Here is a 26,718-nt window from a genome sequence, read left to right as displayed (position 1 = left end):
AAGATGTAAAATATTAGCCAAAATGAGTGAAATTTCAGATTAAAGCCTTTATTTAAGAATTTGGCATTAAAATACAAAAACTTGTTACATAGGAGCGAAAAATGGACTACAACAAACATAACAAAGGCTTTGTTTGCTTTATGTATAGCTTTGGACGAAGCAGGGCAGTTTATGCTGTTTTGATGGTTTTAGTCATATTTTTGCTTGGTTTTTTGATATTTGGCTCAAGTGCTCAAACTGATATTTTAAATTTACAAATAGCCCTTGGTGTCATGCTTTGCGGGCTTTTACTCATCCTTGTAAATCCAAAAATTTTTATCATCAAGCTAATTGGCTATTTAATTTCACTTGCTGGCGTTATGATCGCTCTTCACAATGCAAATTTACTAGGTGAAGGCTTTAGCTTATATTTTTACGCAAGCCTAGTTTTTGGCGCATTCATGATGCTTATACTTCTTAGCTGGTTTGTTTATAACGCAAGAAGCAGCGAGATAAATGAAATTTAGTTCGCCACTCCCATAAGCACGCTTGTGTAGGTGTTTTGCTTAGGCTCTGAGCTTGTTGCATCGTTTATATTTATGCGGCTAGTCTCAAGTCCAGCCTTTATGAGCGCTTCTTTTACTGCATTTGCACGCTCATTTGCTAGCTCAACTAGCTTTTCCTTATCCGTTTCGATAGCTTTTATTGCCTCTTCTCTTAAGGCTTTATCGCTTTTATCTTTAGCGCTTGGAACGAGAGAATTTAGCACGGTAATATAATCTTTGCCACTTGATGCGATTATTTGATTTATCTTTTGATCAAGCTTTTTTTCTTTAAAGTAGAGCACATCTATTTCAGAGTAAGTAGGTGTGATGCTAAGTTTCATCATAGGCTTTGCAGTAGTTAATTTTATAAAATCAGCTATTTTTGGTGCTTCTGAGCTTATCAGCTCGCTACTTCCAGCAAGAAAATCAATAGAGCTTAGATCCTTGCTGCCAAGTCCTAGAGCATTACCTAAAAATCTAAACGGAGCTAACGTGATATCGGCAAAGAGTTTTTTAACAGCAGCCCAAATGACACCGCCATATTTAAAGTCAGGGTCGTCTAAATTTCCTTCAACTGGCAGGTCGATATTTATTTGATTATTTTGATCGCTTAATATCGATATAGCAAGCGAAAGTGGTAAATTTACAGCATCTTTTGAATCAACCTTTTCTCCAAGTGTGAGTGTGTCAAAATTTATAAGATTTGAGCCATTTAGTTTTGAATCAACAACGCTATAATTTAGATTTAAATTTAACTTACCTTTTTTTATTTTATAGCCCAAAAATTGCCCGCTATATGGCGTTATGTCGATTAGATCGATATCTTTAAAAGCAAGCTTAATATCGGTATTTTGCTTTAGCTCAAAAGGAAATAATTTTGCTGTAATCTGAGAAAAGCCATTTTTGCCAACTGTGCCTTTAAACTCACCCGAACTTGGACGTTTTTTATCGATGTCAGTTAGCTTGCCGTTTAGATTTGAAATTTTTGTAGCAAATGGCATAAATAGTGACGCATCTGAAAAATCAACCTCGCCATTATTAAGTGAGAAATTTTTGATACTAAAATTTAGCTCGTCGTCTTTTTTACTAGCCACCTTTTTACTCTCAGTTTTTTGCTCACTTTGGGCTTTGTTTTTATCTTCTTTTACGATTTTGCTTAGGTTAAATTCGCGCTCTTTACTTAGATGAGCCTTGATAAATGGCGAATTTAGAGCAACTCCAGTAATTTCAAGATTATTTTTAAAAAGTGAAATTTTATCTACATCTAAACTTTTAAACGCGATTAGCTTTTCTTTATCTTTAGCATCTATTCTAATATCTTTTACGCTAAACTTTGCATCCGCTTTTGTATCTTTCGCATAGTAAAGCTCGGCGTTTGCACTCATCTCTCCACTTGAAAGATCTGCCTCTAAAAATGGCTTTGCGTAAGCAAAATATTTTGGCAAATTTTTATCTTCAATTTTGATTTTAGCAGTTATATCAAGTGGTTCAAGTTTGATCTTTGAAGTTATGTCTAAAATTAGCTTTTGTGAGCTTTTCATATCCACTTTTGCGTCAAATGGCTTACTAAAATCGCTACTTAAATTTGCTATTTTTACAAATAAATTATCAAATTTATGAGCGATCTTCTCGCCTTCAAAAAGATGCGTCAAAGCGATATTGGCGTTATTTACATTGATATTTTTTATATCAAATTTAAACTCACTCTCTTTGCTTTTTGAAGCTGATGTATTTTCTTTTTTAGTTTTAGTGCGATGATTAGCTGTTTTTGCCGGCTCTTTCTCACCAAGTCCAAGCTGGCTTATCACGCTTAAGCCGCTATCATTTAACTCTGAGTTAAATTTTGGTCTATTTACATCGATATTCTCAGCACTCACAGCCATATTTAAAATATCAAATTTGATCGTTTTTGTAAGCACATTAGCGATATCTAAAATCTCTTTATTTTTTGCCTTTAAATTTATACCATTTATACTAAGCTCATCAAGAGTTGCAAGGCTTTTATTAGTATCTTGAGTGAAGCTAATATTTGAGAATTTAGCCCCTATCACATTTGCATTCGCATTTTTACTAAGCGGGGCATTGATGTCATCAAACGCTATTTTTTCAAGCGTTAGAGTGGTTTTGCTATTTGCTAAATTTGCATTTAAATTTGAGGCATTTATATCTTTTAGATTTACTAAATTTTTACTGGTTTCGTCTATTTTTAGGGCATTTGCATTTATGCTATTTAGTGCAGCTGTCGCACTTAGCTCACTTTTTTCATTTAAATTTGCTAAAAGCAAAATATTGCTTAAATTTAGTGATTTTAAGCTTGCTGTTATTGCATTTTTAAATGATACATCGCTTAAATTTATGGCCTTTAGCTCTAATTTAGCATCTATCTTGTCTGCTATTTTACTCGATAAATCAAATTTTGGAAGCTCTAGCTCACCAAGGCTTAGTTCGTTTTTGCCCTCATCTATGCTTAGCGATTTTACATTTAAAAAGCTACCCTTTAAATTTATATTTGTAGCGTTCTCGTCGGCAATTAAAGCGTAATTTATTCCTAAATTTATGACCGCATTTTTAAGATTTAGTGTGTCGTTATCGATAAAGCTAATTGCGATTGGATCGATACTAAAGTCCTTTATGCTGATATTGCCCTCGATTTTTAGGGGATTTAGCTTAATATCGCCATTTAGATCGATCTTGTTCGCTAGGCTTGAGTTTGAGTCAAAGATGTGACTACCTGCGCTATTTTTCTTCGTATTTAGCGAACTTAGCTCGTAGTTTATATCATCAAAATTTACGTTAAATGGCTTTGTTAAATTTTGATCGCTATATGAAAATGAGCCTTTGATAATTTTTGCGTTATTTAGGACAAAATTTATAGAGCTAGTGCTGTTATCTTCAGTAGTTGCGTTATCGTCGCTTATAAAATTGCTAAAGTTAAATTTTGAATTTTTATCCCTTAAAATTTTGACATTTGGCTCATCAAGTCTAAAAATATCAACTTCTACTAGCTTTTTAAAGATAGAAAATGGCTTTAGTTTTACGTCTATTTGTTTTGTGCTAAAAAGCGGCGAAGTGGTGTTTAGCTCGGCATTTGTAGCATTTAGCTCGAAGGTAAATGGGTTAAATTTAGCATCACCGACAAAAAGCGTTGCGTTGTAGTCTTTTAGGTATTTTGGCGCGATATTTTTGATAGCGTAAGGCAGACCAAAAAAGCCAAGAAGTGTGTAAATAAGCAGGAGTGAAACTAAACTTATGCCTGAAATTAGGGCTATTTTTTTCTTTTTATCCATCTAAATTTTACCTTGAAGTGAGCTAAAAATAAGTTCTAATTTTACTTTAAAAAGGTTAAATTCTAGTTATAAATTTGCAAATTCAAATTTCACACTTGCATTAATAATACTTTTATAAAATTCGTATTACCATTTCACAAATTTTTTAGGAAAAAGGGAAAAAATGAAGAGAATTTTACTTGCATTTTTCTTGTTATTTGGCGTTTGCCTTTACGCAAACGAGAGCAAAGTCGTGGTCGCTATCGAGGAGCAAACACCTCGCATAAACCCACTTTATGACGAGGATCACGATCCTACGCTTTCGCTAGTTTTCTCTGGCCTTACGAGCCACGATGAAAATAGCAACGTCGTGCCAGAGCTTGCGAAGTCTTGGCAGGTGAGCGACGATGGGTTGGAGTATGTTTTTGAGCTAAGAGATGATGCTCTTTGGCATGACGGGGTAAAATTTAGCGCAAAGGACGTTAAATTTACCATCGAAGCGGCTCAAGATAAGAAGCTAAATGCGCCAGCTATCTCAAATTATGAAGTGGTAAAAAGTGTTGAAATTTTAGGTGATTATAAAGTAAAGATTACGCTTAATGAACCGTTTCCGCCATTTCTTGACGCACTTAGCTTTGGCGTTTTGCCTGAGCACATTTTAAAAGGCAAAGATATCTCAACCGATAAATTTAACGAGGCTCCAGTAGGAACTGGCGCATACAAGCTTGTAAAATGGAAAAAAGATGAGAGCTTGGAGTTTGTGGCAAATGATAAATTTTACAAGGGTGAGCCAAAGATAAAAAAGGTATTTTTTAAAATTATTGGTGATGAAAATTTAAGGCTCGTTGGGCTTAAAAGTGGTGAGATCGATGTTGCGCTCATCTCTCCAACTGGTGTAAATTTCATAAAAGATGATAAAAAATTAAGCCTGCTTAAGTTTAAAAGTGCAGACTATAGAGCTTTGATGTTTAACTTTGAAAATCCTCTTTTTCAAGATAAAAATGTAAGAATCGCCCTAAACTACGCGGTAAATAAAGATGAGATAGTTAAAAATTTATTTCACGGATATGCAAGCGTAGCGAACAATCCGATAGAAAAAAGCTTTGCAAATGACGGTGAGTTTAAATTTAGCTACGATCCGCAAAAGGCCAAAGAGCTACTTGAAAAGAGCGGCTTTAAGAAAAACAAGGCTGGCTTTTTTGAAAAGGACGGCAAGGAGCTTGGCTTTGATATCTATGCCTTTAATAACGACATCTTAAGGGTCAATCTAGCCAAAATTTTAAGCAGCGAGCTAAATAAATTTGGCGTGAGAGCAAAAGCCTACGCTAAGCCAAGAACAGCCTTTAGTATAAGCGAGGTTGATAGCTTTATCATCGGCTGGGGAAGCCCTTTTGATCCAGACTTTCACACGTATAGAATTTTTGGTGGATTTGCCGATGTGAGCATAAATGAAAATGGCTGGAATTTTAGCCACTACAAGGACGCAAACGTCGATCTTGCCCTAAAAAACGCAAGATATACAAAGGACGTGGAGCTTAGGAAAAAATACTACAAAGAATTTCTAAAAGCACTTTTTGAAAATCCACCTTACATTTTTATAGCCTATCTTGACTATCCGCTCGTTTTTAACAACAAAATTTCAGGCATAAAGACGCAAATTTTGGGCCACCATGGGGCTGGATTTTTATGGAACATAAGAGAGTGGCAAGTAAAATAGTGGATAAAAAATTTGTTTAGAGCCATTTTAAAAACAGTGATCTCAAGCCTTGGGTTGCTGTTTTTTATCTCATTTTTTCTATTTTTGCTCATATATTTTTTGCCAGGAAACGTCACTGACGCGATGTTTTTGCGAAGCGAGGCGGTGAGCGTGGCTATAAAAGAGCAAATTTTAGAAAATTTGGGGCTAAAAGATGGCTTTTTTGTGCAGTATTTTAGATGGCTGGCTCACTTTGTCACGGGGGACTTTGGCACTAGCTTTGTAAGCGGAGCAAGCGTTTTTTTACTCATTAAAGAGAGACTTTTAAACTCTCTTATCTTATTTTTTGCTTCGTTTTTTCTGATAGTTTTCTTATCATTTTTATTGGGGCTTTTAAGCGCCATTTATAAAAATAAATTTGCCGATATCTTTATAAACTTTAGCTCGTTTTTACTAGCTTCATTGCCGCATTTTTACGTAGCACTCGTGCTAATAGCGATCTTTAGCGTCTATCTAAACTTGCTGCCAAGCTCTGGCGCAAACGAGCTAGGATCTAGCGGGGTGGGAGCTAAATTTATCATCTTGCCAACGCTTGCCATCATCTTGCCACACCTTGGCGCAAATGTGAAATTTGTAAGAGACAGGCTAAATCAAAGCCTAAATGCTGACTTTATCCAGACGGCTCACGCTAGAGGCTTGGGGCGGGGCAAAATTTATTTCTTTTCCATAAAGCATGCAAGCACCGATATAGTCTATTATTTCGCAACCCTTGTGGCTGGCGTTTTTGCTGGCTCATACGTGATTGAGAGCATTTTTTCATTTCCAGGCATAGGCAAGCTTAGCCTTGATGCAGTCATCGCCAAAGACTATCCAGTCGCACTTGCGACCATTTTGCTAACGGCTGTTTTTGTCGTTTTTGCAAATTTACTGGCTAAAATTTTCGCCATCTTGGCAGATAAGAGAAATTTATGAGAAAAGTCATATTTTTCCTAGCCTGTTTTGTCTTTTTAGCACTTGTCACATTTGCCTTTGTGACGCCGTTTTTTTCTAAATTTGAGCCAAATTTCACTAACTTTATGGCGGTAAATTTAGCCCCAAACGGCGAGCATATCTTTGGCACTGACATCCTTGGTAGGGACAATCTCATAAGAGTGGCCTACGCGCTTAAAAACTCGCTTCTTATCTTGCTGCTAGCTGGCTTTTTAACGACGTTTTTCTCGCTCATCTACGCATATTTTGGCACGAGTAAGAGCAGAACCTGCGAGAGCCTTTTTGATAAAGGGCTTGATGCCTTTTTAAGCATCCCAAACATCGTTTTTATCATGCTTTTTAGCTCATTTAGTAGTGGGGATCTGCTTATAACCTCTTTTATCATCGCCATTTGCTCGTTTATGCAGGGCGCAAAAGTCTTTATGCAAAATTTAAGACTTAATAAAACGTGCGACTACGCCGAGCAGGCTGTGATAAATGGGGCTAGCAAATTTAGCCTGATCTGCTTTGAAATTTTGCCAAATTTAAAGCATCTAATAATTAGCATCTTTGGCATAAACGCGATAAACGCAGTCGTCATGGAGGCTACGCTTGGCTTTTTTGGCGTGGGTAGCGATGCAAATAAGATAAGCCTTGGCATCATGCTAAATGAGAGCAAAGAAGCACTTTTCCTTGGCTCTTGGTGGATGGTACTTTTTCCTGGCGTGACGCTCTTTTTGCTCATACTTGCAACCTCGATCATCACATCAAATTCAAAAAATGGCAATATAAAAATATGATAGAGATTAAAAATTTAAACGTTTTTTATAAGGATAAGAAGCTTTTGCGTGAGCTTGATTTTGGTATGAGTGAGGGTAAATTTATAGGTATCACGGGCGTTAGCGGCAGTGGTAAATCGCTCTTTGCAAAGAGCTTAATAAGGCTTTTTGATGATGATTTTAGAGTGAGGGCGGATAATTTTAGCATTTATAAAAAAGATATCTTAAAACTTAGCCAAAATGAGCTAAAAGAGCACCGAAAAAAGGTTGCCGCGCTCATTTTTCAAAACTCCGTTGCTAGCCTTCATCCGCTCTTAAACGTGGGCGATCACTTTAATGCCTATCTTGGCGGCGATAATAAATCAAATAAAGAGCTTGCATTTAGCTATTTTAGGGAGTTTGGGCTGGGTAATGCAAATCTTATCTGGCACAAATACTCATACGAGCTAAGTGGCGGCGAGGCGAGCCGTGTGCAGATCGCTCTTGCGCTTTGCTTAAAGCCAAAAATTTTAATCTGCGATGAGATAACAAGCGGGCTTGATAGCATTAGCGGTAGCCACGTGGCGGGCATCTTGGAGAGTTTAAAGGGCAAGATGAGTGTCATTTTTATCTCGCACGATGAGGCGCTGACAAACTATCTTAGTGACGAAATTTGGCAGATGAGAGATGGGCGGCTAAATTTAAAGGAAAATGCGTGAAAATCAGGCTTGAAAACGTATCAAAAAGTTTAAGCTTTAAGGAGCATTTTAACGCTAGAGCTGAAGTACTGCACCTTTTAGAGGGGATAAGTTGCGAGCTTGATGATTGCGAAAATTTAGCCATTTTGGGGCAAAGTGGCAGTGGCAAAAGCACGCTTGCAAAGCTCATATCATTTAGCGAGCCAAAAAGCGGGGGCAAAATTTATATAAACAGTGAAGAGATCACAGACAAAAATGAGCTCAAAAAAGATATCAGATATATCTTGCAAAACCAAAAACAAGCCCTAAGTCCAGCGCTAAAAGTAAAAACCGCCATCGCTCATGTGAGGTCATATCTTAAGCTTAGCTTTAGCGAAAATGAGCTCAAAGAGCTTCTGGCAAATTTAAATTTAAAAGATGAAATTTTAGAAAAATATCCATCTCAGCTAAGTGGTGGCGAGGCGACAAGGGTCGGGATACTGCTAGCGCTTCTTTCAAAGCCAAAAATCCTAATCTGCGACGAGATAACAAGCGGGCTTGACAACGAGACGAAGCAAAAGATCATAAATTTGCTTTTAAGCTTAGATGAAAAGATCAGCATTATCTTTATCACGCACGATATTTTAAGTGCGATGAAGATAGCACAAAAAGTGCTAATAATCGAGGCTGGCAAGCAGGTGGCGTGGGGTAAATTTGAAGATCTTGCAAGCCAAAATGTCCTTAAAAAATACCTTGATGCTGCAAAAATTTATAAAAATAATCTTTGATATAATGCGAGCAAAAAAAGGTTAAATTTTGCTAGTTCACATCTGCTGCTCGGTCGATAGCCACTACTTTTTACAGCGCCTACGAAAAGACTATCCAAATGAACGAATAGTCGGCTATTTTTATGATCCAAATATACATCCATATAGCGAATTTTTACTGCGTTTTGAGGACGTGAAGCGAAGCTGCGAGAAGCTAGGCATCAAGCTAATATGCGGCGAATACGACTATGAGGCGTGGCTTGGTGGCACAAAGGGGCTTGAAGACGAGCCAGAAAAGGGCAAAAGGTGCGAGTACTGCTTTGATTTTCGTATGAAAGACTCTGCTAAAAAGGCGCTTGAGCTAGGACTTAGTAAGATCACGACGACGCTTTTGATGAGCCCAAAAAAGGACTTTTCTCAGCTTAAAAAGGCGCTTGATGAGGCGGTGGCTGGCTCAAATTTAGAGGCGGTCGCAGTTGATTATAGAAAAAATGGCGGCACAAGCGAGCAATTTATCCTCGCTAAAAAAGACAAGCTCTATCACCAAAACTACTGTGGCTGTGTCTTTGCGCTAAAAAAGCAGCGTGACTCGCAAAATTTGCCCCAAAGTGAGCTAATGAGCGAGCTACACGCAAGAGCACTTTATGGCAGCATAGAAGCTAGGCTTGAGCTTTACAAAAAGGTGCGCCTTTGCGAGGCGAGAGGTGAGAAATTTCATCTTTTTAGAAGGCGATTTTTAAACTACAGGCTTTTACGCGCTAGTGTTAAATTTGGCGGAGTTGTGGTACCAAGCTACTTTGTACTCTACTCTGGCTTTAAAAGAGAAAATTTAAAGCTAAATGTAGAGCGTGACTGCGAGATCGATGATGAGCTAAAAGAGGGCGTGATATTTATGAGCATAGAGCGCTTTAATAAATTTACAAATAGCAAATTTAAAAGCGTTGATGAGCTTTGCAAAAGGCCGCTTGAGCTTGACGCTGAGCTAAAATTTCGCCGTGATATAAGCGGAGAATTTTCGCAAAATCCTATCATCATCCTAGACGAGGTCAAAAAGGGCAGCTACGAAATTTACGCAAAGGCTGTTTTTTATAACGATAGTGAAGAAATTTTGGTTTTAGACTAAAAGGTGAGTTTATAAAATTTATCTTAAAGCAGTGAATTAAATTTTTGCCACATAAGGCGAAATTTAGAGATTTTTAAAAGAGGCTAATAATTTTTTTCTTAGTATAAATTTGTTACAATCGCCACAAATTTACATTACTAAGGCTAAAACGTGATAGACGTCGTAGAAATTCAAAAAATTCTTCCACATAGATTTCCATTTTTACTTATAGATAGAGTTGTTGAGCTAGAGCCAGCTAAGAATATCGTGGCTTATAAAAATGTAACCATTGGCGAGCCGATATTTCAGGGACACTTCCCAGGTCACCCGATATATCCTGGCGTAATGATAATCGAAGGCATGGCGCAAGCTGGCGGTGTGCTAGCGTTTAAGAGCATGAGTGATGAGCATCAAGCTGGTATTGAGAATAAAGTGGTTTATTTTATGAGTATAGACGGAGCAAAATTTCGCCATCCAGTCCGTCCTGGAGATAGGCTAGAGTATAGACTAAATGTGCTAAAGCACAAGGGAAATATCTGGGTGCTTGAAGGCAAGGCATACGTAGATGACGCACTTTGCGCTGAGGCTGAACTAAAAGCGATGATAGTCGATAAATAGGCTTTAAGAAAAAGAGAGAAAATGAAAAATATCCACCAAACAGCCGTTATAGAAGATGGAGCGATCATTGGAGATGACGCAAATATCGAGGCTTATGCATTTGTAAGTAAAGATGCAGTCCTTGGCAATAACGTCACGATAAAGCAAGGTGCAAGGGTACTTGGCAAGACTAAAATCGGTGATAACTCTCGTATATTTAGCTACGCGATCGTAGGCGACATCCCACAAGATATCAGCTATAAAGATGAGATTGATACCGGCGTCATTATCGGCGAGCACGCAACTATACGTGAGTTTTGCACGATAAACTCAGGCACGCACAAGGGCGATGGCATAACAAGGATCGGTGATAACGCCTTTATTATGGCATATTCTCATATCGCGCATGACTGTATCATCGGTAGTAACGTAATCTTGGCAAATAACGCAACCCTGGCAGGTCACGTCGAGCTTGGCGACTATGCTGTTGTGGGCGGTCTTACACCAATTCATCAGTTTGTTAGAGTGGGTGAGAGCTGCATGATCGCAGGTGCAAGCGCGCTTAGTCAAGATGTAGTGCCATTTTGCCTAGCTGAGGGCAATAGAGCATATATAAGAAGCTTAAATTTAGTTGGCATTAGACGTAGATTTGATAAAGAGCAAGTTGAGGAGCTAGTTCGCGCTTATAAATTTTTGTTTAATCAAGGCATCAGCCTAAAAGATCAAGCAAATGAGCTGATCGCTAAAACCAGCGACGAAAACGTAAAGAAAATGTGTAAATTTATATTAGAAACGACAAGAGGAATTCCGCTTGCAAAAGGAAGAGATTAATGGCTAGAAAGTGTAATTTTTGTGGAGAGGCAGAGTCTGCCGAGAGAAGATTACTTGCAGATATCGAAGGAAATGCCTATATATGCGAGTATTGCATCGCTGCTGCATACGATATGATACATGGAGATACTAGCGTAGAAGAGAGTAAAAACGACGAAACGATAGAATATCAAAAGCTCACACCAAAGGAGCTAAAAGCGGTACTTGATAACTATGTGATCGGTCAAGATAGGGCTAAAAAGGTCTTTAGCGTCGGCGTATATAACCACTATAAGAGAATTTTTAAACAAAGCGACATCAAAGACGATACTGAAATTTCAAAATCAAACATCTTGCTTGTTGGCCCAACTGGAAGTGGTAAGACGTTGATGGCTCAGACTTTAGCGAGATTTCTTGATGTGCCTATCGCAATTTGTGACGCCACAAGCCTAACTGAGGCTGGATATGTCGGTGAGGATGTTGAAAATATCCTAACAAGGCTTTTACAAGCTGCAAATGGTGACGTGAAAAAGGCGGAGCAGGGCATTGTCTTTGTAGATGAGATCGATAAGATCGCTAGAATGAGTGAAAATAGAAGCATCACAAGAGACGTTTCGGGCGAAGGCGTACAGCAAGCACTTTTAAAGATCATCGAAGGTAGCGTCGTGAATATTCCACCAAAAGGCGGCAGAAAACATCCAAACCAAGACTTCATCCAGATAGATACGACAAATATTTTATTCGTTTGCGGCGGTGCATTTGACGGACTTCTTGATATTATCGAGAGAAGAGTTGGTAAAAATGTACTTGGATTTAACCAAGAAAAACGTGGCAAAAATGAAAAAGAAAATTTACTAAGCCTACTTGAGCCAGACGATCTTGTAAGATATGGCCTCATCCCAGAGCTTATTGGTAGACTTCACGTAGTAGCTACTTTGAATGAGATAACAAAAGAAGATATGGTTAAAATTTTAACCGAGCCAAAAAATGCGATATTAAAACAATATCAAAAGCTTTGTGCGATTGATGGTGCTACGCTTAAATTTGATGATGAGGCACTTGAAGAGATAGCAAGTCTAGCCATTGAGCGAAAGACTGGAGCCAGGGGGCTTAGAAGTATAATGGAAGAGCTTATGACAGACATAATGTATGAGCTGCCAGAGTTAAAAGAGTATGATATTGTTATCTCAAAAGAGACTGTAAAAGATAAGGCAAAGCCAATTTTAATAAAACACGATAAGAAAATAGCATAAAGGAAATAGATGTTTTTAGATCAGGTTATAGGTTTTTTCTCAAGTGATATGGGCATAGATCTCGGTACTGCAAATACACTTGTTTTGGTAAAGGATAAAGGCATAATAATAAATGAACCTTCTGTTGTTGCAGTAAGGCGTGAGAAATATGGTAAGCAAAAAATTTTAGCGGTCGGACATGCTGCTAAAGAGATGGTAGGAAAAACTCCAGGCGATATCGAGGCGATAAGGCCGATGAGAGATGGCGTAATTGCGGATTTTGATATGACTGAGCGCATGATACGCTATTTTATAGAAAAGACTCACAAAAGAAAAAGCTTTTTACGCCCAAGGATCATCATCTCAGTTCCTTATGGGCTAACCCAGGTCGAAAGAAAAGCTGTTAGAGAAAGTGCTTTAAGTGCTGGAGCAAGAGAAGTATTTTTGATCGAAGAGCCTATGGCAGCAGCGATTGGCGCAAATTTACCAGTCCGTGAGCCACAAGGTAACCTAGTAGTCGATATCGGTGGTGGTACGACTGAGATAGGTGTTGTCTCGCTTGGTGGTCTAGTTATTTCAAAATCAATCCGCACAGCTGGAGATAAGATTGATATTAGTATTGTTAATTACATAAAAGAGAAATATAACCTACTAATAGGTGAGCGAACTGGCGAGGAGATAAAGATTGCTGTAGGTTCTGCTGTACAGCTTGAAAAAGAGCTAAGCGTAGTGGTAAAAGGACGCGACCAAGTAAGTGGTCTTTTAAGTAGAGTCGAGCTAACAAGCGAAGATGTAAGAGAAGCGATGAGAGAACCACTAAAAGAGATCGCAGATGCGCTTAAAACCGTGCTTGAGATGATGCCGCCTGATCTTGCTGGTGATATCGTGGAGACTGGTATCGTATTAACTGGTGGTGGAGCACTTATTAGAGGACTTGACAAATTTTTATCTGATATCGTTAAACTTCCAGTTTTTGTAGCTGACGAGCCACTCCTTGCGGTTGCTAGAGGAACTGGCAAGGCACTTGAAGAGATTGGGCTTTTACAACAGCTGACAAATGAAGAGTAAGATTGTTCTTTTTGTTTTTATAGCATTGCTTGCTACGGCCTCAGTTTTCAAGGGAGAAATTTTAAGTAATCTTTCTATTGGGTTTAGTAACTATGCTACAAATTCATACGACAATTTTGCTAAAAGTGTGAAAGACTATATAAACGAATATTTTAGGCAGGCTAGCGAGATAGAAAAACTAAGAGCGCAAAATGAAGAGCTAGAGCGCTCAGCCACGCTTCTTTCTACTTTTGCGAACGAGCTAAATCAAATTTTAAAAGATAAAAACTCGACTGCCTACGCCCCAGCTGTAAAGCTAGTAAAAGGGCTTAGCTACGTGCATATCGGGGATTATAATAAAATTTGGATAAGCGAGTTTGAAGGATATGACCCAAATAAAATTTACGGGCTCATCTATCAAGGAAATAGCGCTGGCATCGTCATTGCAAAAGATGGCAAGCCACTAGCTTACTTGCAAAATGATCCAAAAAGTATATTTGCAGTTTATATAGGAAATGACAAAATTCCAGGCGTCGCGCATGGAAATCAAGGCCAAATAATGGTGAAATTTATCCCACAATGGCTCAGCCCAAAAGAGGGCGACGAGGTCTTTACGAGCGGGCTTGATGGGATATTTTTTAGTGGAGTGCCAGTAGGGCGCGTGAGTAAAATTTTAAAAGAGAGCTCCTATCAAAGCGTGATAGTTGAGCCCTATGCAAAGCTAAACATACCAAACTATCTATACGTTGTAACAAAGGAAAAATGATGCCAAAAAGAACAGATATAAATACCATTTTGCTAATCGGCTCAGGCCCTATCGTCATCGGTCAGGCCTGCGAATTTGACTACTCAGGCACACAAGCAGCCAAGACGCTAAAAGAGCTTGGATACCGCGTAGTGCTTATCAACTCAAACCCAGCCACCATCATGACTGACCCAAATTTTGCCGATGCAACGTATATTGAGCCGATCACAAAAGATAGCATTTTAAAGATCATCGAAAAAGAAAAGATCGATGCTATCTTGCCAACGATGGGCGGTCAAGTAGCACTAAATGCCGCTATGGAGGTATTTGAGAGTGGTCTTTTAAAGGATGTAAAATTTCTTGGTGCAAACCCAGAAGCGATAAAAAAGGGCGAAGATAGACAAATTTTTAAAGCGACTATGCAAAAGATCGGCATGGACCTGCCTGAGAGTAGATATGCCTACAATATGGATGACGCGCTAAATGCGGCAAATGAGATAGGCTTTCCACTCATCATAAGAGCTAGCTACACGCTTGGTGGCGCAGGAAGCGGTGTGGCTTACAATATGGACGAGTTTAAAGAGCTAGCTAACACCGGCCTTGACGCAAGCCCGATACATGAAATTTTGATAGAAGAGAGCTTGCTTGGCTGGAAAGAGTACGAGATGGAGGTCATTAGAGATAGAAACGATAACTGCATCATCGTCTGCTCGATCGAGAATTTCGATCCAATGGGTGTTCATACAGGCGATAGCATCACGGTCGCACCAGCTTTAACGCTCACAGATAAAGAGTATCAGGCGATGCGTGATGCTAGCTTTGCCATACTTCGCGAGATAGGCGTTGATACTGGCGGCAGCAACGTGCAGTTTGCCATAGACCCAAAAACGGGCCGCATGATCGTTATCGAGATGAACCCACGCGTGAGCCGAAGCTCAGCACTTGCTAGTAAAGCTACTGGCTACCCGATCGCAAAGGTAGCGACACTGCTTGCAGTTGGCTTTAGCCTAGATGAGATCAAAAACGACATCACAGGCACGCCTGCTAGCTTTGAGCCGGTGATCGACTACATCGTGACAAAGATCCCACGCTTTACATTTGAGAAATTCCCAGGATCAAACCCATATCTAGGCACTGCGATGAAGTCAGTCGGCGAGGTCATGGCTATTGGCAGGACATTTAAAGAGAGCATCCAAAAGGCGCTTTGTAGCCTAGAGCGCGATCTTTGCGGATTTAACAGCCTTAGCCTAGAGAAAAACGCTTTGATTTATGGCATCAGAAATGCAAATGAGAGAAGAATTTTATATCTAGCACAAGCCTTTAGAGATGGCTTTAGCGTGGCTGAGGTGCATGAGTTTAGCAAGATCGATCCTTGGTTTTTGGAGCAAATTTATGAGATAGTTAAATTTGAAGATAAGATCGACATGGATATCTTAAATAACGAAGAGCTACTGCGAGAGGCCAAAAGCATGGGCTTTTCAGATAAAATGATAGCTGTGCTTATAAATGAAAAAGACGATCTTGAGCTTAGCCAAAATGATATCTATTTTGCTAGGCAAAAGCTTGGTATCGAGCTTGAATACAACGAGGTTGATACTTGCGCAGGTGAGTTTAAGGCACTAACCCCATATCTTTACTCAACCACAAATATCACTAAATTTCCTAAAAAAGAGCTAGCAAAAGACGCTAAAAAGGTGATGATAATAGGTGGCGGTCCAAACAGGATCGGCCAGGGCATAGAGTTTGACTACTGCTGCGTGCATGCAAGCTACGCTCTAAGAGACCTTGGCATAAAAACAATAATGTATAACTGCAACCCAGAAACCGTCTCAACCGACTACGACACGAGCGATATTTTGTATTTTGAGCCGATTGATTTTGAGCACGTGAGATCAGTCATCGAGCGCGAAAAGCCAGACGGCGTGATTGTGCATTTTGGCGGCCAAACTCCGCTTAAATTTGCAAAACGCCTAAGCGTGATCGGCGCTAAGATCATCGGCACAACAGCAAGAGTGATCGATGTGGCCGAGGATAGAAAGAAATTTAGCGAATTTATAAATAAAATAGGCGTCCTTCAACCTAAAAATGACACCGCCACTAGCTTAGAGGAAGCCTTACAAAAGGCCGCAAATATCGGCTATCCAGTGCTTGTTCGCCCAAGCTACGTTCTAGGCGGTAGGGCGATGAGAAGGGTACACAACGAGAGCGAGCTAAAAGAGTATATGAGTGAAGCGGTAAAGGTTAGTAACCACTCGCCAGTGCTACTTGATAAATTTTTACAAGATGCAAAAGAGCTCGACGTAGATGCGATATGTGACGGCAAAGAGGTCTATATAGGTGCTATAATGGAGCACATCGAGGAGGCTGGAATTCACTCTGGCGACTCGGCTTGCATACTGCCACCGATGAGTTTAAGCGAAGAAATGATAAAAAAGGTAGAGAAGCAAACCAGAGATATCGCACTAAATTTAGGCGTCATTGGCCTTATGAATATCCAGTTTGCCATCTATGAAAACGAGCTTTATATGATCGAGGTAAATCCTCGCGCGAGCAGGACCGTGCCGTTTGTGAGTAAGGCCACTGGCGTGCCTATGGCAAAGGTGGCAACAAGAGTCATGTGGCAGGGAAATTTACGTGAGGCGCTTAAATTTTATGATGATTACAAAGTTGTTTATGAGGACGGCGACATCCTAAAACCACGCGTTAGCTCGCATATTTGTGTAAAAGAGTGTGTATTGCCATTTAACAAGCTAAGTGGCGCCGATCTCATCCTTGGCCCTGAGATGAAAAGCACTGGCGAGGTCATGGGTATTAGCCACGACTTTGCAAGCTCATTTGCAAAGAGTCAGATCGCTGCTAGCAACACTTTACCAAGCAAGGGTAGGGTCTTTTTAACGCTAGCTGACGCTGATAAATCTTACGCGCCTGATCTTGCAAGAGAACTAATAGCCCTTGGTTTTAGCATCGTCGCAACTGGCGGTACGCATAAAATTTTAAGCGAGGCTGGTGTGGAGGCCGAGTTTGTCTATAAGATAAGCGAGGGCAGACCAAACGTCGAAGATAGGCTCAAAAACGGCGATATCGCACTTGTTATAAATACAAGCGATACAAAATCAAGCGTGGATGATGGCAAAAAGATCCGCCAAAATGTGCTTAGATTTAAAATTCCTTACTTTACAACGATCCGTGCAGCACTTGCAGCTGCTAAGTCGCTAAGCTCGGTACAAACCGGCAAAGCACTTGAGGTAAAAAGCTTGCAAGAGTATTTATCTAAAAAATAATAATTTAAGGCAGTTTAGCTTATAGCTAAACTGTTTTTTTAAAGTATTATTAGAAGTAATAGATGCCCATATATAGAATTTTGCTTTGAATTTTAGTCCAGCTTTCATCAATCTAGTAATATTAAAGCTTATGTTTAATATAATCTCACTCAAAAGGAGAGATTATGAAAATTTTAAATGCTTTTTTTACGGGTATTATATTTGTCCTTGCTCCTATTTTTACGCTATTTGTTGGAATTTACAACAACTACTTTTCTTACTATGGCATAAGTGAGTATTTTAATGTTATTTTTGTTGATAACGTGCCTTTCTTATGGCTTTTGCCCGTATTTTTTATATTTGGGTATTGCTTTTTTTACGCGTCTTTTAGAAAAATTTTTAGAGCCTTTTATTTAGTTTTGCTGATAGTTTGTGCTTTTAGTTGGTATCCTGACTTTGGACGCACTTTAGGAGAGAATTATTTTATGAGCAAATCGCTATCTTTAGATATCTCATCAAATTTAGAAAATGAGCAAAAGACTGATGGAAAGATACTTTATGAAGGACGAAGAGAAATTTATTTTTTAAGAAGCGATAATAATAAAGTCGTTAAAATTTCAAAGTAAAGTTTTACCTTTATTTAGTTAAAATGGCATAAAAATTTAAAGGTTTAAAATGCGTTTAAAACTCCCACACGTTCCGTATATTTCACATAAAATAGCAATAGATCTTCTAAATTGTGGTTTCGTAAGACTAAATAAAGGCATTGAGCCAATCGTAGCAAAAACAAGTGAAATTTTAACAGTCGATATTCAAAAAGAAAGAGCTTTAGATGAGCGAGTAAATGAGCTTTTGGAGAAAAATGAAGATGAGATGCAAACTATGCAAATTGACCGCAAAAATATGTTTTGGCTCGTTAAAAAGAAGCTCGCAGGTGAATTTGATGTAATCTTAATCCACGAAGATAGATTTAGTAATATCGCTCACAAAGTGCTTGAAACTATTTGGAAGAGCGGTCTTGTTGATTATAATGTATCTGAAAATCGCGTAAAAAATGTGATTTATAACTCGATAGACGAGTACTTAAAAAGCTATGAGAAGATAGAAGATGATGTTTATGAAATGATACAAAATTATAAACATAAGCTAATCCCAGGAACTGATGAATATGATCTTGTCTTTGAGCGTTTGTATCAAGATGAGCTTAAAAAAAGAGGCATGCTTTAATGAAAGCTTACATTTATATTGAAAATGGTGTTTTTTTAGAAGCAAAAGCTTTTGGTGCTCACGGTGAATGTGCTGGCGAGCTCGTTTTTAATACCTCGATGACTGGCTACGAAGAGATCATGAGCGATCCAAGCTATGCTGGTCAGTTTATCGTCTTTACGATGCCAGAAATAGGCATAGTAGGTATAAATGAAGACGATATGGAGAGTCTTAGGATTCATGCAAGTGGCGTTATAATGAGAAGCTACAATGAAATTCCATCAAACTACCGCTCGCAAAAATCTTTGGGAAAATTTTTCGAAGAGCAAGGTAAATTCGGCGTTTATGACGTTGATACTAGATACCTCACAAAGATGCTACGCGATGAAGGTGCCTTGATGGCTTATATCTCAACGCAAATAAGTGATAAAGATGAGCTAAAACGTAGACTTGAAAGTAGCGGACGTATAGAAAACATAAACTACGTAAAAACAGTTAGTGCGATGGATGAGTATGAGCACAAAAAAGGCGCTTGGGATAGAAATTTAAAGTCATATAAGCCGCTAAAAAGTATTGGCAAAAAGATAGCTGTTTTTGACTTTGGTGTAAAGAAAAATATCCTAAACGAGCTATGTGAAATTGGCCTTGAGGTTATTGTCGTGCCACACGACACTAAGGCTGAAATTTTAATAGAAAAATTTAAAAACGGTGAGATAAATGGGGTATTCTTATCAAATGGTCCTGGTGAGCCAAAAAATTTAAAGGCCGAAATAGGCGAGATCAAAAAGATGATAGAGGCTAGGATACCTATATTTGGCATTTGCCTTGGGCATCAGCTACTATCAAATGCCTTTGGATATGAGACATATAAGCTTAAATTTGGTCAGCACGGAGCAAATCACCCAGTCTTAAATTTAGAGACAAAAGCGATCGAGATAACAACACAAAATCACAACTACAACGTACCTGAGAGTATCGCAGAAGTAGCTGTTGTGACTCATAGAAATTTATTTGACAACACGATCGAGGGTGTGAGATACAAAGACTATCCGATCTTTTCAGTTCAGCACCACCCAGAAGCAAGTGGTGGTCCAAGCGAGAGTAAATATATATTTAAGCAGTTTTTAGAAATTTTATAAGATGCAAAACATAAACCTTTACATGATTGTCTCAGTTGCATTTTTAAGTAGCTTTAGTCATTGTGTAGGTATGTGCAGCGGATTTTTGAGCTTGCAGACTCTATTTTTTAAAGGTAAGAATAAAATAGAAATTTTAATGCTAAGCACACTTTATAGTCTAGCTAGAATTTTTGCTTATGTAGTTTTAGGAGCTTTGTTTGGCGCCTTTGGAGTTGTTATTAGCTTTAGCATGCAGGCAAGAGGTCTTATATTTTTCATAGTTGGTTTAGTGATCGCGTTTATCGGCATTGCCTTACTTTTTAGGGGTGAGCTTTTAAAATTTGTAGAGAATCAAAAGGCGCTTAATTTTGTAGTAAGAATTGCAAAAACAAGGATTCAAAAGAAAAATTTAGCAAATTTTTTATTACTTGGTTTTTTAAATGGCTTTTTGCCTTGTGGTGTGGTTTATTATTTTTTGGCACTTGGGATTTTAAGTGCAAATTTTATTGATTCGGCTTTTATAATGCTTGTATTTGGTCTTTGTACATTGCCAGCTATGCTTTTAGCTAGCTTTGTATTTGGAATTTTAAATGAAAAATTTAAAGACATAATGTTTAAGATCTCAGCTAGCATAATGATAATAAATGGAATTTATCTATCATTTTTAGGATATAGAGCAAATGCTTAAGATAAAAAATAAGAGAAATAATTGTTAATTGCGTCAAAATTTATGAAGTTTGATAAATATAACCAAAAAGGAAGAATAAATGAGCAAGATTCTTAATAATCTAACTGTTCTTATCGTTGAAAATGAGGGAGATGGTAAAAAAATAGTACAAGAAGTTATGCGAGATAAATTCGAAAAAGTTATCACTGCTCAAAATGGAGATGAAGGACTTAAGAAATTTAAAAAATATAATCCAAATATGGTTATAACAGACGTTTTTATGCCTATAATGAATGGCCTTGATATGGCTAAAAGCATTAAAGAAATTTCAAAAGATACACCTATTATAGTTTTTAGTACAAATAGTGAAAAAGAAACACTTCTAAAAGCGATAGATGTTGGTATTGATAAATACGTTTTAAAGCCGATTGATCTTGATGATTTTTTGGTTACTTTAGAAAATGTTGCTAAAAATAAGATAGAAACAGCAAATATTATTCAGGTTACAAATGGATATAGTTTTAATAAAATAAAACGTGTGCTTATCAGAGATGGTGTTGAAATTTCTCTTACAAAAAAAGAACTTGCTTTTATATCCTTACTCATAAAAAGACTTGGTACGCTTGTACTTCACGATGAAATAAAAAATGTTGTTTGGGTTGGCGAGAGCGTAACAGAAGCTGCTATTAGGACCTTTGTTAAACGTGTTAGAGATAAAGTTGGCAGTAATTTTATAAAAAATGTTCCTGGGCTTGGTTACAAAATAGATAGAAGACTCTCTTAGTAAAAGATAATTTATATTAATTAAGTCTTTTTATAGTTTTTCTACTCTAAAATAACCGAAAATTAATATAAATTTAACTAGGAGGAAAATTTATGCGACCATCCCAGTTGCTACATTATGATTATAGTGTGGCAAAACTCTTTATGTTCTCCACGATATTTTTTGGTATTGTTGGCATGGCTATTGGTGTTTTGGTAGCTTTTCAGCTTGCCTGTCCTGATCTAAACTATATAGCTGGTGAGTATTCGGCATTTGGTAGATTGCGTCCTCTTCATACTAACGGTATCATTTTTGGTTTTATGCTCTCTGGTATATTTGCCACTTGGTATTACATAGGACAGCGTGTCCTAAAAGTATCAATGAGTGAATCTCCGTTTTTGATGTTCATTGGTAAGCTTCATTTTTGGCTTTATATACTTGTTATGATTCTAGCTGTCGTGACACTTTTTATGGGCGAGAGTACATCTAAAGAGTATGCCGAGCTTGAGTGGCCACTAGATATCGCAGTAGTAGTAGTCTGGGTGCTTTGGGGCGTTAGTATATTTGGACTTATTGGTATACGCCGTGAGAAGACACTTTACATCTCAGTTTGGTATTACATTGCTACATTTCTTGGCGTTGCTATGCTTTATCTATTTAATAACATGGAAATTCCAACAAGACTAGTTAGTGGATATGGCTCATGGCTACACTCAGTTTCGATGTATGCTGGCTCAAATGATGCTTTGGTTCAGTGGTGGTACGGCCACAACGCAGTTGCGTTTGTATTTACAGTAGCGATCATCGCCCAAATTTATTACTTCTTACCAAAAGAGAGCGGACAGCCAATATTTTCTTATAAGCTTTCGTTATTTTCATTCTGGGGCCTTATGTTTATCTATCTTTGGGCTGGTGGTCACCACCTAATATATACTGCTGTGCCTGATTGGATGCAGACTATGGGTTCGGTTTTTTCTATTGTTTTGATTTTACCTTCTTGGGGCTCAGCTATTAATATGCTTCTTACAATGAAAGGCGAATGGACACAACTTCGCGAGAGCCCGCTTATTAAATTTATGATTCTAGCTTCAACTTTTTATATGTTTTCAACTCTTGAAGGTCCTATCTTAGCTATTAAATCTGTAAATGCACTAGCTCACTATACTGACTGGGTGCCAGGACACGTACATGATGGTGCACTTGGCTGGGTTGGTTTTATGACTATGGCGGCACTTTATCATATGACGCCACGTGTCTTTAAGCGCGAAATTTATTCAAAATCCTTAATGGAAGCTCAATTTTGGATACAAACAACAGGTATTGTTTTATACTTTGCTTCGATGTGGATTGCTGGTATTACGCAAGGTATGATGTGGAGAGCGACTGATAGCTATGGAAATTTACTCTACTCATTTATTGATACTGTTGTAGTGCTTATACCTTATTATTACATTAGAGCTATTGGTGGACTTTTGTATTTGATTGGCTTTTTGATGTTTGCTTACAATATCTACAAATCAACTTCTGCTAAAGCTATTTTGGCAGAGCCAAAAAGTGCAACGCCTATGGGCAGTGCTAAAGCCAATGCGGAGGTGATGTGATGTTTGCTTGGTTAGAAAAAAATCCATTCTTTTTTGCAGTTTGCGTCTTTATCGTCATAGCCTATGCTGGCGTGGTAGAAATTTTACCTGACTTTGCAAATAGAGCTAGGCCACTTGAGGGTACAAAACCTTATACGGTTTTAGAGCTTGCTGGAAAAAATATATATATACAAAATGGTTGCAACACCTGCCACTCACAGATGATACGTCCGTTTAAAGCTGAGACTGATAGATATGGCATGTACTCTTTAAGCGGCGAATTTGCTTATGATCGCCCTCATCTTTGGGGTTCAAAAAGAACGGGTCCAGATCTTATGCGTGTGGGTAATTATAGAACAACAGATTGGCATGAAAATCACATGCTAAACCCAGCCTCTGTTGTGCCAGGCTCGATCATGCCAGCATATCCATTTTTATTTAAGAAAAATGCTGATATAGAGACTGCTTACGCTGAAGCACTAACTGTTAAAAAGGTCTTTAACACGCCTTATGATGAGAAAGATATGCCAGCTCTTGGCACTTTTGAGCAAGCAAATGCTAACGTAAAAGAGCAGGCTTCAAGTATCATTGAAAGTATGAAAGATGAGCAAGTAAAAAGTGCTTTTGCAAAGGGTGAAATTCGTCAGATTGTGGCACTTATCGCCTATCTAAATAGCCTAAAATAGGAGTTAGTAATGGATGTTAGAGAACTTCAAGCTTATGGCTATTTTATTTTGACAGCATTTTTAGCTATCACTTTGTACGCTTATTTTTTTCATCTTTATAAAAGTGAAAAGCAAGGTAGAAGAAATTATGAGAAATATTCAAGATTAGCCCTAGATGATGAGATCGGAAGTAAAATTTTAGAGCAAAAGGCTACAAAGGAGAGCGTATGCAATGGCTAAATTTAGAAGATAATATAAATTTACTTGCGTTAATAGGTGCCATCTTAATTATCGTACTAACTGTCGTTGTAGCTGGCAAGTATGTTGGTCAAATGAAAGTTAAAAAAGATGAAAGTGTAGAGCTTAGCGAGCATAACTGGGACGGAATAGGCGAGTATAAAAATCCAGTTCCATTTGGTTGGGCGGTAGTTTTTTTGCTAACGCTTGTTTGGGCGATCTGGTATTATTTACTTGGTTATCCACTAAATTCTTACTCACAAATCGGTGAATATAATAAAGAGGTAAGAGAAGCAAACGCTAAATTTGAAAAAGAGTATGCAAGCCCAAGCAAAGAAACGCTTCATGCTATGGGAGAGAGCGTATTTTTGGTGCAATGCTCAGCATGTCATGGTATCACAGGCGATGGCATTGGTGGCAAAGCTGCAAATTTACAAATTTGGGGTAGTGAACAAGGAATAGTTGATACAATACTAAATGGCTCAAAGGGACTTGATTATCCTATGGGTGAGATGCCAGCAGGGCTAGCTGATGCTGATGGAGCAAAGGCTATCGCAGCTTATGTGGCAAAAGAGATAAGTGCTATAAAAAGTACAAAAAATGAAAATTTAGTAGCTATGGGAAAAGAGCTTTACGCAGCTTGTGCAGCTTGTCACGGAGATGATGGCAAAGGCATGGATGGTATGTCGGCTGATCTTAGTAAATATGGTTCAAGTGAGTTCATCGTAGATGTACTAAATCGTGGTAAAAACGGCAACATCGGTGTCATGCCTAAATTTAATGATGGCAGATTAAACGAGATACAACAAAAAGCAGTTGGCGAATATGTCATATCGCTATCAAAGGGCGAATAATGGAAAATAAAAATAGAAATATCTTTGCTTTAAATGGTATTAGCGGTTATTTGGTGGCGGTTTTGCTTTTGCTATCTATCCTTGGCGTACTTACTTATATTGGTATTGGCTTGCAAAAAGATGTAGCAACCAAGCCTTACTCATTAAAAGATGCAAGTAGTATTGAAATGAAGAGCGTTGATAACGCTAAACACGTCATTATAAAGGAGTAGTGATGCTAGGCATAATAGAAAAAGCCATAATCTTGCTTATAGTTGTTGCAGGAGCTATTTGTGCGTGGTCAGTGCTTACATCAAACCATCTTTTTGTAGGCTAGGTGTGAGAAAATTTATACTCATTTTTATATTTTTGCTCTCACAAAGTTTGGCTTTGGGAGCAAATTTTGTGATAAATAATGATGAAATTCTAAGCCAAAAAGTAAGTGTAAAGCTAAATGAGATCGGCAGCGAGCTTTACACAAAAAGCGGTATAAATTTAGTAGTTGGCGTATATAAAGGTGGTGAGCTAGAAGCTCTTTTTAAAGAGCAAAACCTTAGCTCGCCTTATGCTTTTTTGCTACTTATAAAGGATAAAAAGAAAGTAGAAATTTTTGCCGATTCTAATACTTCAAAGCTTTTTAATAAAGAACAAATTTTAAGTGTAAATCCAGAATCAGGAACGATAATTCCTATTTTAGTTTCTAAAAATGGCAAAGATGTCTATAACGCTGCTATATTAAATGGCTACGCTGATATTGCCGAGCAAATCGCATCTAGCTTAAATTTACAGCTTGAAAGTAGTGTTGGAAATTCAAATAAAACTACGTTAAATTTTTTAAGATTTTTCATCTATGGCTTGGTTGCATTTTTTATAATTGTTATCTTTTATAAAAAGGTAAAAAATGGATAAAAAAACCTTTTGGCCTTATGCTATCGTGCTTAGTTTCATTGCTATCATTATCGCTTGCGCAGTAACGATCATCATAGCGCTGAAACATCCAGTCGAGATGGATAGCTCCTATATGCAAAGCTACCAAAATGTCGATGAAAACATAACCTTTATCAAAGATAGTGAAAAACGTTTTGATGAGAAATTTGATCTAAAATTTGAGCCAAATTTTAATGCTCTAAATGCTAAGTTTAAATTTCATCTAACTCCAAAAAAAGGAGAAATTTCAGCTTTAAAATATGAAATTTTACTCACTCGCCCACAGACAAATAAAGAAAATAAAATTTTAAGAGCTTCATGGCAAGAAAATGATCTAGTAAGCGAAGAAACAAGTCTAAAAGAAGGTAGATGGCAGCTACTTTTAAGGCTAAGTGACACTAATGATACAAGGTATTATAAATTTGACCTTAATGTCACAAAATGATCTTAAAATCGCAGCTTTGGCATCTGGAAAAGATCTCAAAGCCAGATTTAAATTTTAATAAACTAATCTTTTGGCTAAATCTAAAACCAAGTTGCTAAGTTTTTATCAAATAAAGCTATAAATCAAATCTCTTTAAATCCAAAATTTAATCCCAAACGCTTGCAAGTGCTGACATATTCTTTAAATTTATAGATTAGTGGATGCCATTTTTGCGTATCTATCTTTTCATCTTTTAGTAAATTTTCATCTACAAAAATGCCTGTAATCTTGCAAGTAACGATGCTAAACCACTCTTTTAACTCTATCTTTTCCACAACCGTTTCTATCTGTATCTTGCACTCTTTTATCCTGACGGTTTTTGCATTTATGCCAGGCTCTTTGCTGAGATTTGCTGCCTTAAATTTGTCGTGCTCGTAGATGTAGCCAAGATTCTTTTTTTCTTCTGGTACTTCACTATCGCCAGTTAGTTTTTCCATTTTTTGCACAGCTTCTAGCAGGCTTTCATCACATAAATTTAGCGTGATATCTGAACTATTTTTGATATTTTTAAAGCCTTGATTTTCAATACCTATGCCAAGCACCACTGTATTTCCTAACGTCCAAGAGGATGAAAGCACCGTGATATCATCGTTTGCGTTTTTGTCTTTTGTGGTAGCTAGCAAAACTGGAAAGCCATAGTAAAAACCTTGTCTGTTTAACTCTTTATGCATTTTTGCTCCTTTTTTTGTGATTGTAGCTTTTGGCTCTTTAAGGCTTAAAATTTTAATGTATTTAGATAAAAATTTAAAGCTTTACCTAAGCGTAAAAAGCGCTCTTTTATAAGCAAT

At 37.8% G+C, this 26,718-nt stretch carries 27 protein-coding genes; 25 read left to right on the top strand and 2 right to left on the bottom strand.

Translation table 11 applies throughout. The annotated features are described in order from the left end of the window. Nucleotides 1-101: 101 nt before the first annotated feature. Nucleotides 102-506, top strand: a complete 405-nt coding sequence (locus tag A3223_RS04055) for a hypothetical protein (RefSeq protein WP_084109167.1) — start codon at nt 102-104, stop codon at nt 504-506. Here A3223_RS04055 and A3223_RS04050 read toward each other — a convergent pair. Next, the gene (locus A3223_RS04050; protein WP_084109165.1) at nt 503-3,811 is read right to left on the bottom strand and encodes a DUF748 domain-containing protein; all 3,309 of its coding nucleotides are present in this window, start codon (nt 3,809-3,811) and stop codon (nt 503-505) included. The two genes, A3223_RS04055 and A3223_RS04050, sit on opposite strands and share 4 nt — an antisense overlap. 163 nt (nt 3,812-3,974) lie before the next feature. On the opposite strand from A3223_RS04050, the gene A3223_RS04045 reads away from it, so the two are divergent. The 24 genes from A3223_RS04045 to A3223_RS03930 all read left to right on the top strand — a co-directional run bounded on the left by A3223_RS04045 (nt 3,975) and on the right by A3223_RS03930 (nt 25,891). After that, entirely contained in the window at nt 3,975-5,507 is a 1,533-nt protein-coding gene (locus A3223_RS04045) for an ABC transporter substrate-binding protein (protein WP_084109163.1), read from the top strand. Between the two features lie 12 nt (nt 5,508-5,519). Continuing rightward, complete coding sequence (locus A3223_RS04040) at nt 5,520-6,458, top strand: ABC transporter permease (protein ID WP_084109161.1); 939 nt, start codon at nt 5,520-5,522, stop codon at nt 6,456-6,458. Beyond that, nucleotides 6,455-7,255, top strand: a complete 801-nt coding sequence (locus A3223_RS04035) for an ABC transporter permease (protein WP_084109159.1) — start codon at nt 6,455-6,457, stop codon at nt 7,253-7,255. Before A3223_RS04040 ends, A3223_RS04035 begins: the two co-directional genes overlap by 4 nt. Continuing rightward, entirely contained in the window at nt 7,252-7,932 is a 681-nt protein-coding gene (locus A3223_RS04030) for an ATP-binding cassette domain-containing protein (protein WP_084109157.1), read from the top strand. Before A3223_RS04035 ends, A3223_RS04030 begins: the two co-directional genes overlap by 4 nt. Continuing rightward, nucleotides 7,929-8,678 carry an ATP-binding cassette domain-containing protein gene (locus A3223_RS04025; protein ID WP_084109155.1) on the top strand — a complete coding sequence of 250 codons (750 nt, stop codon included), beginning with the start codon at nt 7,929-7,931 and terminating at the stop codon, nt 8,676-8,678. Before A3223_RS04030 ends, A3223_RS04025 begins: the two co-directional genes overlap by 4 nt. Before the next feature lie 28 nt (nt 8,679-8,706). Next, nucleotides 8,707-9,780, top strand: a complete 1,074-nt coding sequence (locus tag A3223_RS04020; RefSeq protein WP_084109153.1) for an epoxyqueuosine reductase QueH — start codon at nt 8,707-8,709, stop codon at nt 9,778-9,780. 150 nt (nt 9,781-9,930) lie between these two features. Next, a complete protein-coding gene (fabZ, locus tag A3223_RS04015; RefSeq protein ID WP_021091063.1) occupies nt 9,931-10,377 on the top strand; it encodes a 3-hydroxyacyl-ACP dehydratase FabZ in 447 nt (148 codons plus the stop codon). Between the two features lie 21 nt (nt 10,378-10,398). After that, on the top strand, nt 10,399-11,187 hold the full coding sequence (lpxA, locus tag A3223_RS04010; protein WP_084109151.1) for an acyl-ACP--UDP-N-acetylglucosamine O-acyltransferase: 789 nt from the start codon (nt 10,399-10,401) through the stop codon (nt 11,185-11,187). Next, nucleotides 11,187-12,419, top strand: a complete 1,233-nt coding sequence (gene clpX / locus A3223_RS04005; RefSeq protein ID WP_021090629.1) for an ATP-dependent Clp protease ATP-binding subunit ClpX — start codon at nt 11,187-11,189, stop codon at nt 12,417-12,419. The genes lpxA and clpX overlap by 1 nt, the downstream gene beginning before the upstream one ends. A 9-nt stretch (nt 12,420-12,428) precedes the next feature. Next, nucleotides 12,429-13,466, top strand: coding sequence for a rod shape-determining protein (locus A3223_RS04000; RefSeq protein ID WP_021090637.1), 1,038 nt, complete (start codon nt 12,429-12,431; stop codon nt 13,464-13,466). Continuing rightward, nucleotides 13,456-14,211 carry a rod shape-determining protein MreC gene (mreC, locus tag A3223_RS03995; protein ID WP_084109149.1) on the top strand — a complete coding sequence of 252 codons (756 nt, stop codon included), beginning with the start codon at nt 13,456-13,458 and terminating at the stop codon, nt 14,209-14,211. Before A3223_RS04000 ends, mreC begins: the two co-directional genes overlap by 11 nt. Further along, a complete protein-coding gene (carB, locus tag A3223_RS03990) occupies nt 14,211-17,471 on the top strand; it encodes a carbamoyl-phosphate synthase large subunit (protein WP_084109146.1) in 3,261 nt (1,086 codons plus the stop codon). Before mreC ends, carB begins: the two co-directional genes overlap by 1 nt. 164 nt (nt 17,472-17,635) lie before the next feature. Further along, the gene (locus A3223_RS03985) at nt 17,636-18,076 is read left to right on the top strand and encodes an isoleucyl-tRNA synthetase (protein ID WP_072593936.1); all 441 of its coding nucleotides are present in this window, start codon (nt 17,636-17,638) and stop codon (nt 18,074-18,076) included. 49 nt (nt 18,077-18,125) lie between these two features. Next, nucleotides 18,126-18,677 (top strand): DUF507 family protein, encoded by a 552-nt coding sequence (locus A3223_RS03980; RefSeq protein ID WP_084109143.1) that lies wholly within the window; start codon nt 18,126-18,128, stop codon nt 18,675-18,677. After that, nucleotides 18,677-19,795, top strand: coding sequence for a glutamine-hydrolyzing carbamoyl-phosphate synthase small subunit (gene carA / locus A3223_RS03975; protein WP_084109140.1), 1,119 nt, complete (start codon nt 18,677-18,679; stop codon nt 19,793-19,795). The genes A3223_RS03980 and carA overlap by 1 nt, the downstream gene beginning before the upstream one ends. Nucleotide 19,796: 1 nt before the next feature. Beyond that, on the top strand, nt 19,797-20,462 hold the full coding sequence (locus A3223_RS03970; protein WP_257639240.1) for a sulfite exporter TauE/SafE family protein: 666 nt from the start codon (nt 19,797-19,799) through the stop codon (nt 20,460-20,462). Between the two features lie 79 nt (nt 20,463-20,541). Further along, nucleotides 20,542-21,225, top strand: a complete 684-nt coding sequence (locus A3223_RS03965; RefSeq protein ID WP_021090989.1) for a response regulator transcription factor — start codon at nt 20,542-20,544, stop codon at nt 21,223-21,225. Between the two features lie 92 nt (nt 21,226-21,317). Beyond that, nucleotides 21,318-22,805 carry a cytochrome-c oxidase, cbb3-type subunit I gene (gene ccoN / locus A3223_RS03960; protein ID WP_084041628.1) on the top strand — a complete coding sequence of 496 codons (1,488 nt, stop codon included), beginning with the start codon at nt 21,318-21,320 and terminating at the stop codon, nt 22,803-22,805. Further along, on the top strand, nt 22,805-23,470 hold the full coding sequence (gene ccoO / locus A3223_RS03955; protein ID WP_084109137.1) for a cytochrome-c oxidase, cbb3-type subunit II: 666 nt from the start codon (nt 22,805-22,807) through the stop codon (nt 23,468-23,470). Before ccoN ends, ccoO begins: the two co-directional genes overlap by 1 nt. A gap of 9 nt (nt 23,471-23,479) precedes the next feature. Then, a complete protein-coding gene (locus A3223_RS03950) occupies nt 23,480-23,689 on the top strand; it encodes a cytochrome c oxidase, cbb3-type, CcoQ subunit (protein ID WP_084109134.1) in 210 nt (69 codons plus the stop codon). Continuing rightward, the gene (locus tag A3223_RS03945; RefSeq protein WP_084109131.1) at nt 23,677-24,540 is read left to right on the top strand and encodes a cbb3-type cytochrome c oxidase N-terminal domain-containing protein; all 864 of its coding nucleotides are present in this window, start codon (nt 23,677-23,679) and stop codon (nt 24,538-24,540) included. The genes A3223_RS03950 and A3223_RS03945 overlap by 13 nt, the downstream gene beginning before the upstream one ends. Continuing rightward, nucleotides 24,540-24,752 carry a DUF4006 family protein gene (locus tag A3223_RS03940; protein WP_021090794.1) on the top strand — a complete coding sequence of 71 codons (213 nt, stop codon included), beginning with the start codon at nt 24,540-24,542 and terminating at the stop codon, nt 24,750-24,752. Before A3223_RS03945 ends, A3223_RS03940 begins: the two co-directional genes overlap by 1 nt. 106 nt (nt 24,753-24,858) lie before the next feature. After that, complete coding sequence (locus A3223_RS03935) at nt 24,859-25,428, top strand: hypothetical protein (protein ID WP_084109128.1); 570 nt, start codon at nt 24,859-24,861, stop codon at nt 25,426-25,428. Further along, nucleotides 25,421-25,891 carry a FixH family protein gene (locus A3223_RS03930; RefSeq protein WP_084109125.1) on the top strand — a complete coding sequence of 157 codons (471 nt, stop codon included), beginning with the start codon at nt 25,421-25,423 and terminating at the stop codon, nt 25,889-25,891. Before A3223_RS03935 ends, A3223_RS03930 begins: the two co-directional genes overlap by 8 nt. A gap of 122 nt (nt 25,892-26,013) precedes the next feature. On the opposite strand, the gene A3223_RS03925 is transcribed toward A3223_RS03930, so the two are convergent. Continuing rightward, on the bottom strand, nt 26,014-26,601 hold the full coding sequence (locus tag A3223_RS03925; protein WP_084109122.1) for a flavin reductase: 588 nt from the start codon (nt 26,599-26,601) through the stop codon (nt 26,014-26,016). Nucleotides 26,602-26,718 lie beyond the last annotated feature (117 nt).

The organism is Campylobacter concisus (genome assembly GCF_002092855.1).
Classification (GTDB): domain Bacteria; phylum Campylobacterota; class Campylobacteria; order Campylobacterales; family Campylobacteraceae; genus Campylobacter_A; species Campylobacter_A concisus_AI.
The sequence above is the reverse complement of the archived record's forward strand: the minus strand, read 5'-3'. Positions and strand labels throughout refer to the sequence as shown.

Bases quoted from the DNA above. Each gene is read 5' to 3' on its own strand.
- A3223_RS04055 (WP_084109167.1), top strand. From the start codon at position 102: ATGGACTACAACAAACATAACAAAGGCTTTGTTTGCTTTATGTATAGC.
- A3223_RS04050 (WP_084109165.1), bottom strand. From the start codon at position 3,811: ATGGATAAAAAGAAAAAAATAGCCCTAATTTCAGGCATAAGTTTAGTT.
- A3223_RS04045 (WP_084109163.1), top strand. From the start codon at position 3,975: ATGAAGAGAATTTTACTTGCATTTTTCTTGTTATTTGGCGTTTGCCTT.
- A3223_RS04035 (WP_084109159.1), top strand. From the start codon at position 6,455: ATGAGAAAAGTCATATTTTTCCTAGCCTGTTTTGTCTTTTTAGCACTT.
- A3223_RS04030 (WP_084109157.1), top strand. From the start codon at position 7,252: ATGATAGAGATTAAAAATTTAAACGTTTTTTATAAGGATAAGAAGCTT.
- lpxA (WP_084109151.1), top strand. From the start codon at position 10,399: ATGAAAAATATCCACCAAACAGCCGTTATAGAAGATGGAGCGATCATT.
- clpX (WP_021090629.1), top strand. From the start codon at position 11,187: ATGGCTAGAAAGTGTAATTTTTGTGGAGAGGCAGAGTCTGCCGAGAGA.
- A3223_RS04000 (WP_021090637.1), top strand. From the start codon at position 12,429: ATGTTTTTAGATCAGGTTATAGGTTTTTTCTCAAGTGATATGGGCATA.
- mreC (WP_084109149.1), top strand. From the start codon at position 13,456: ATGAAGAGTAAGATTGTTCTTTTTGTTTTTATAGCATTGCTTGCTACG.
- carB (WP_084109146.1), top strand. From the start codon at position 14,211: ATGCCAAAAAGAACAGATATAAATACCATTTTGCTAATCGGCTCAGGC.
- A3223_RS03985 (WP_072593936.1), top strand. From the start codon at position 17,636: ATGAAAATTTTAAATGCTTTTTTTACGGGTATTATATTTGTCCTTGCT.
- A3223_RS03980 (WP_084109143.1), top strand. From the start codon at position 18,126: ATGCGTTTAAAACTCCCACACGTTCCGTATATTTCACATAAAATAGCA.
- carA (WP_084109140.1), top strand. From the start codon at position 18,677: ATGAAAGCTTACATTTATATTGAAAATGGTGTTTTTTTAGAAGCAAAA.
- A3223_RS03970 (WP_257639240.1), top strand. From the start codon at position 19,797: ATGCAAAACATAAACCTTTACATGATTGTCTCAGTTGCATTTTTAAGT.
- A3223_RS03965 (WP_021090989.1), top strand. From the start codon at position 20,542: ATGAGCAAGATTCTTAATAATCTAACTGTTCTTATCGTTGAAAATGAG.
- ccoN (WP_084041628.1), top strand. From the start codon at position 21,318: ATGCGACCATCCCAGTTGCTACATTATGATTATAGTGTGGCAAAACTC.
- ccoO (WP_084109137.1), top strand. From the start codon at position 22,805: ATGTTTGCTTGGTTAGAAAAAAATCCATTCTTTTTTGCAGTTTGCGTC.
- A3223_RS03950 (WP_084109134.1), top strand. From the start codon at position 23,480: ATGGATGTTAGAGAACTTCAAGCTTATGGCTATTTTATTTTGACAGCA.
- A3223_RS03945 (WP_084109131.1), top strand. From the start codon at position 23,677: ATGCAATGGCTAAATTTAGAAGATAATATAAATTTACTTGCGTTAATA.
- A3223_RS03940 (WP_021090794.1), top strand. From the start codon at position 24,540: ATGGAAAATAAAAATAGAAATATCTTTGCTTTAAATGGTATTAGCGGT.
- A3223_RS03930 (WP_084109125.1), top strand. From the start codon at position 25,421: ATGGATAAAAAAACCTTTTGGCCTTATGCTATCGTGCTTAGTTTCATT.
- A3223_RS03925 (WP_084109122.1), bottom strand. From the start codon at position 26,601: ATGCATAAAGAGTTAAACAGACAAGGTTTTTACTATGGCTTTCCAGTT.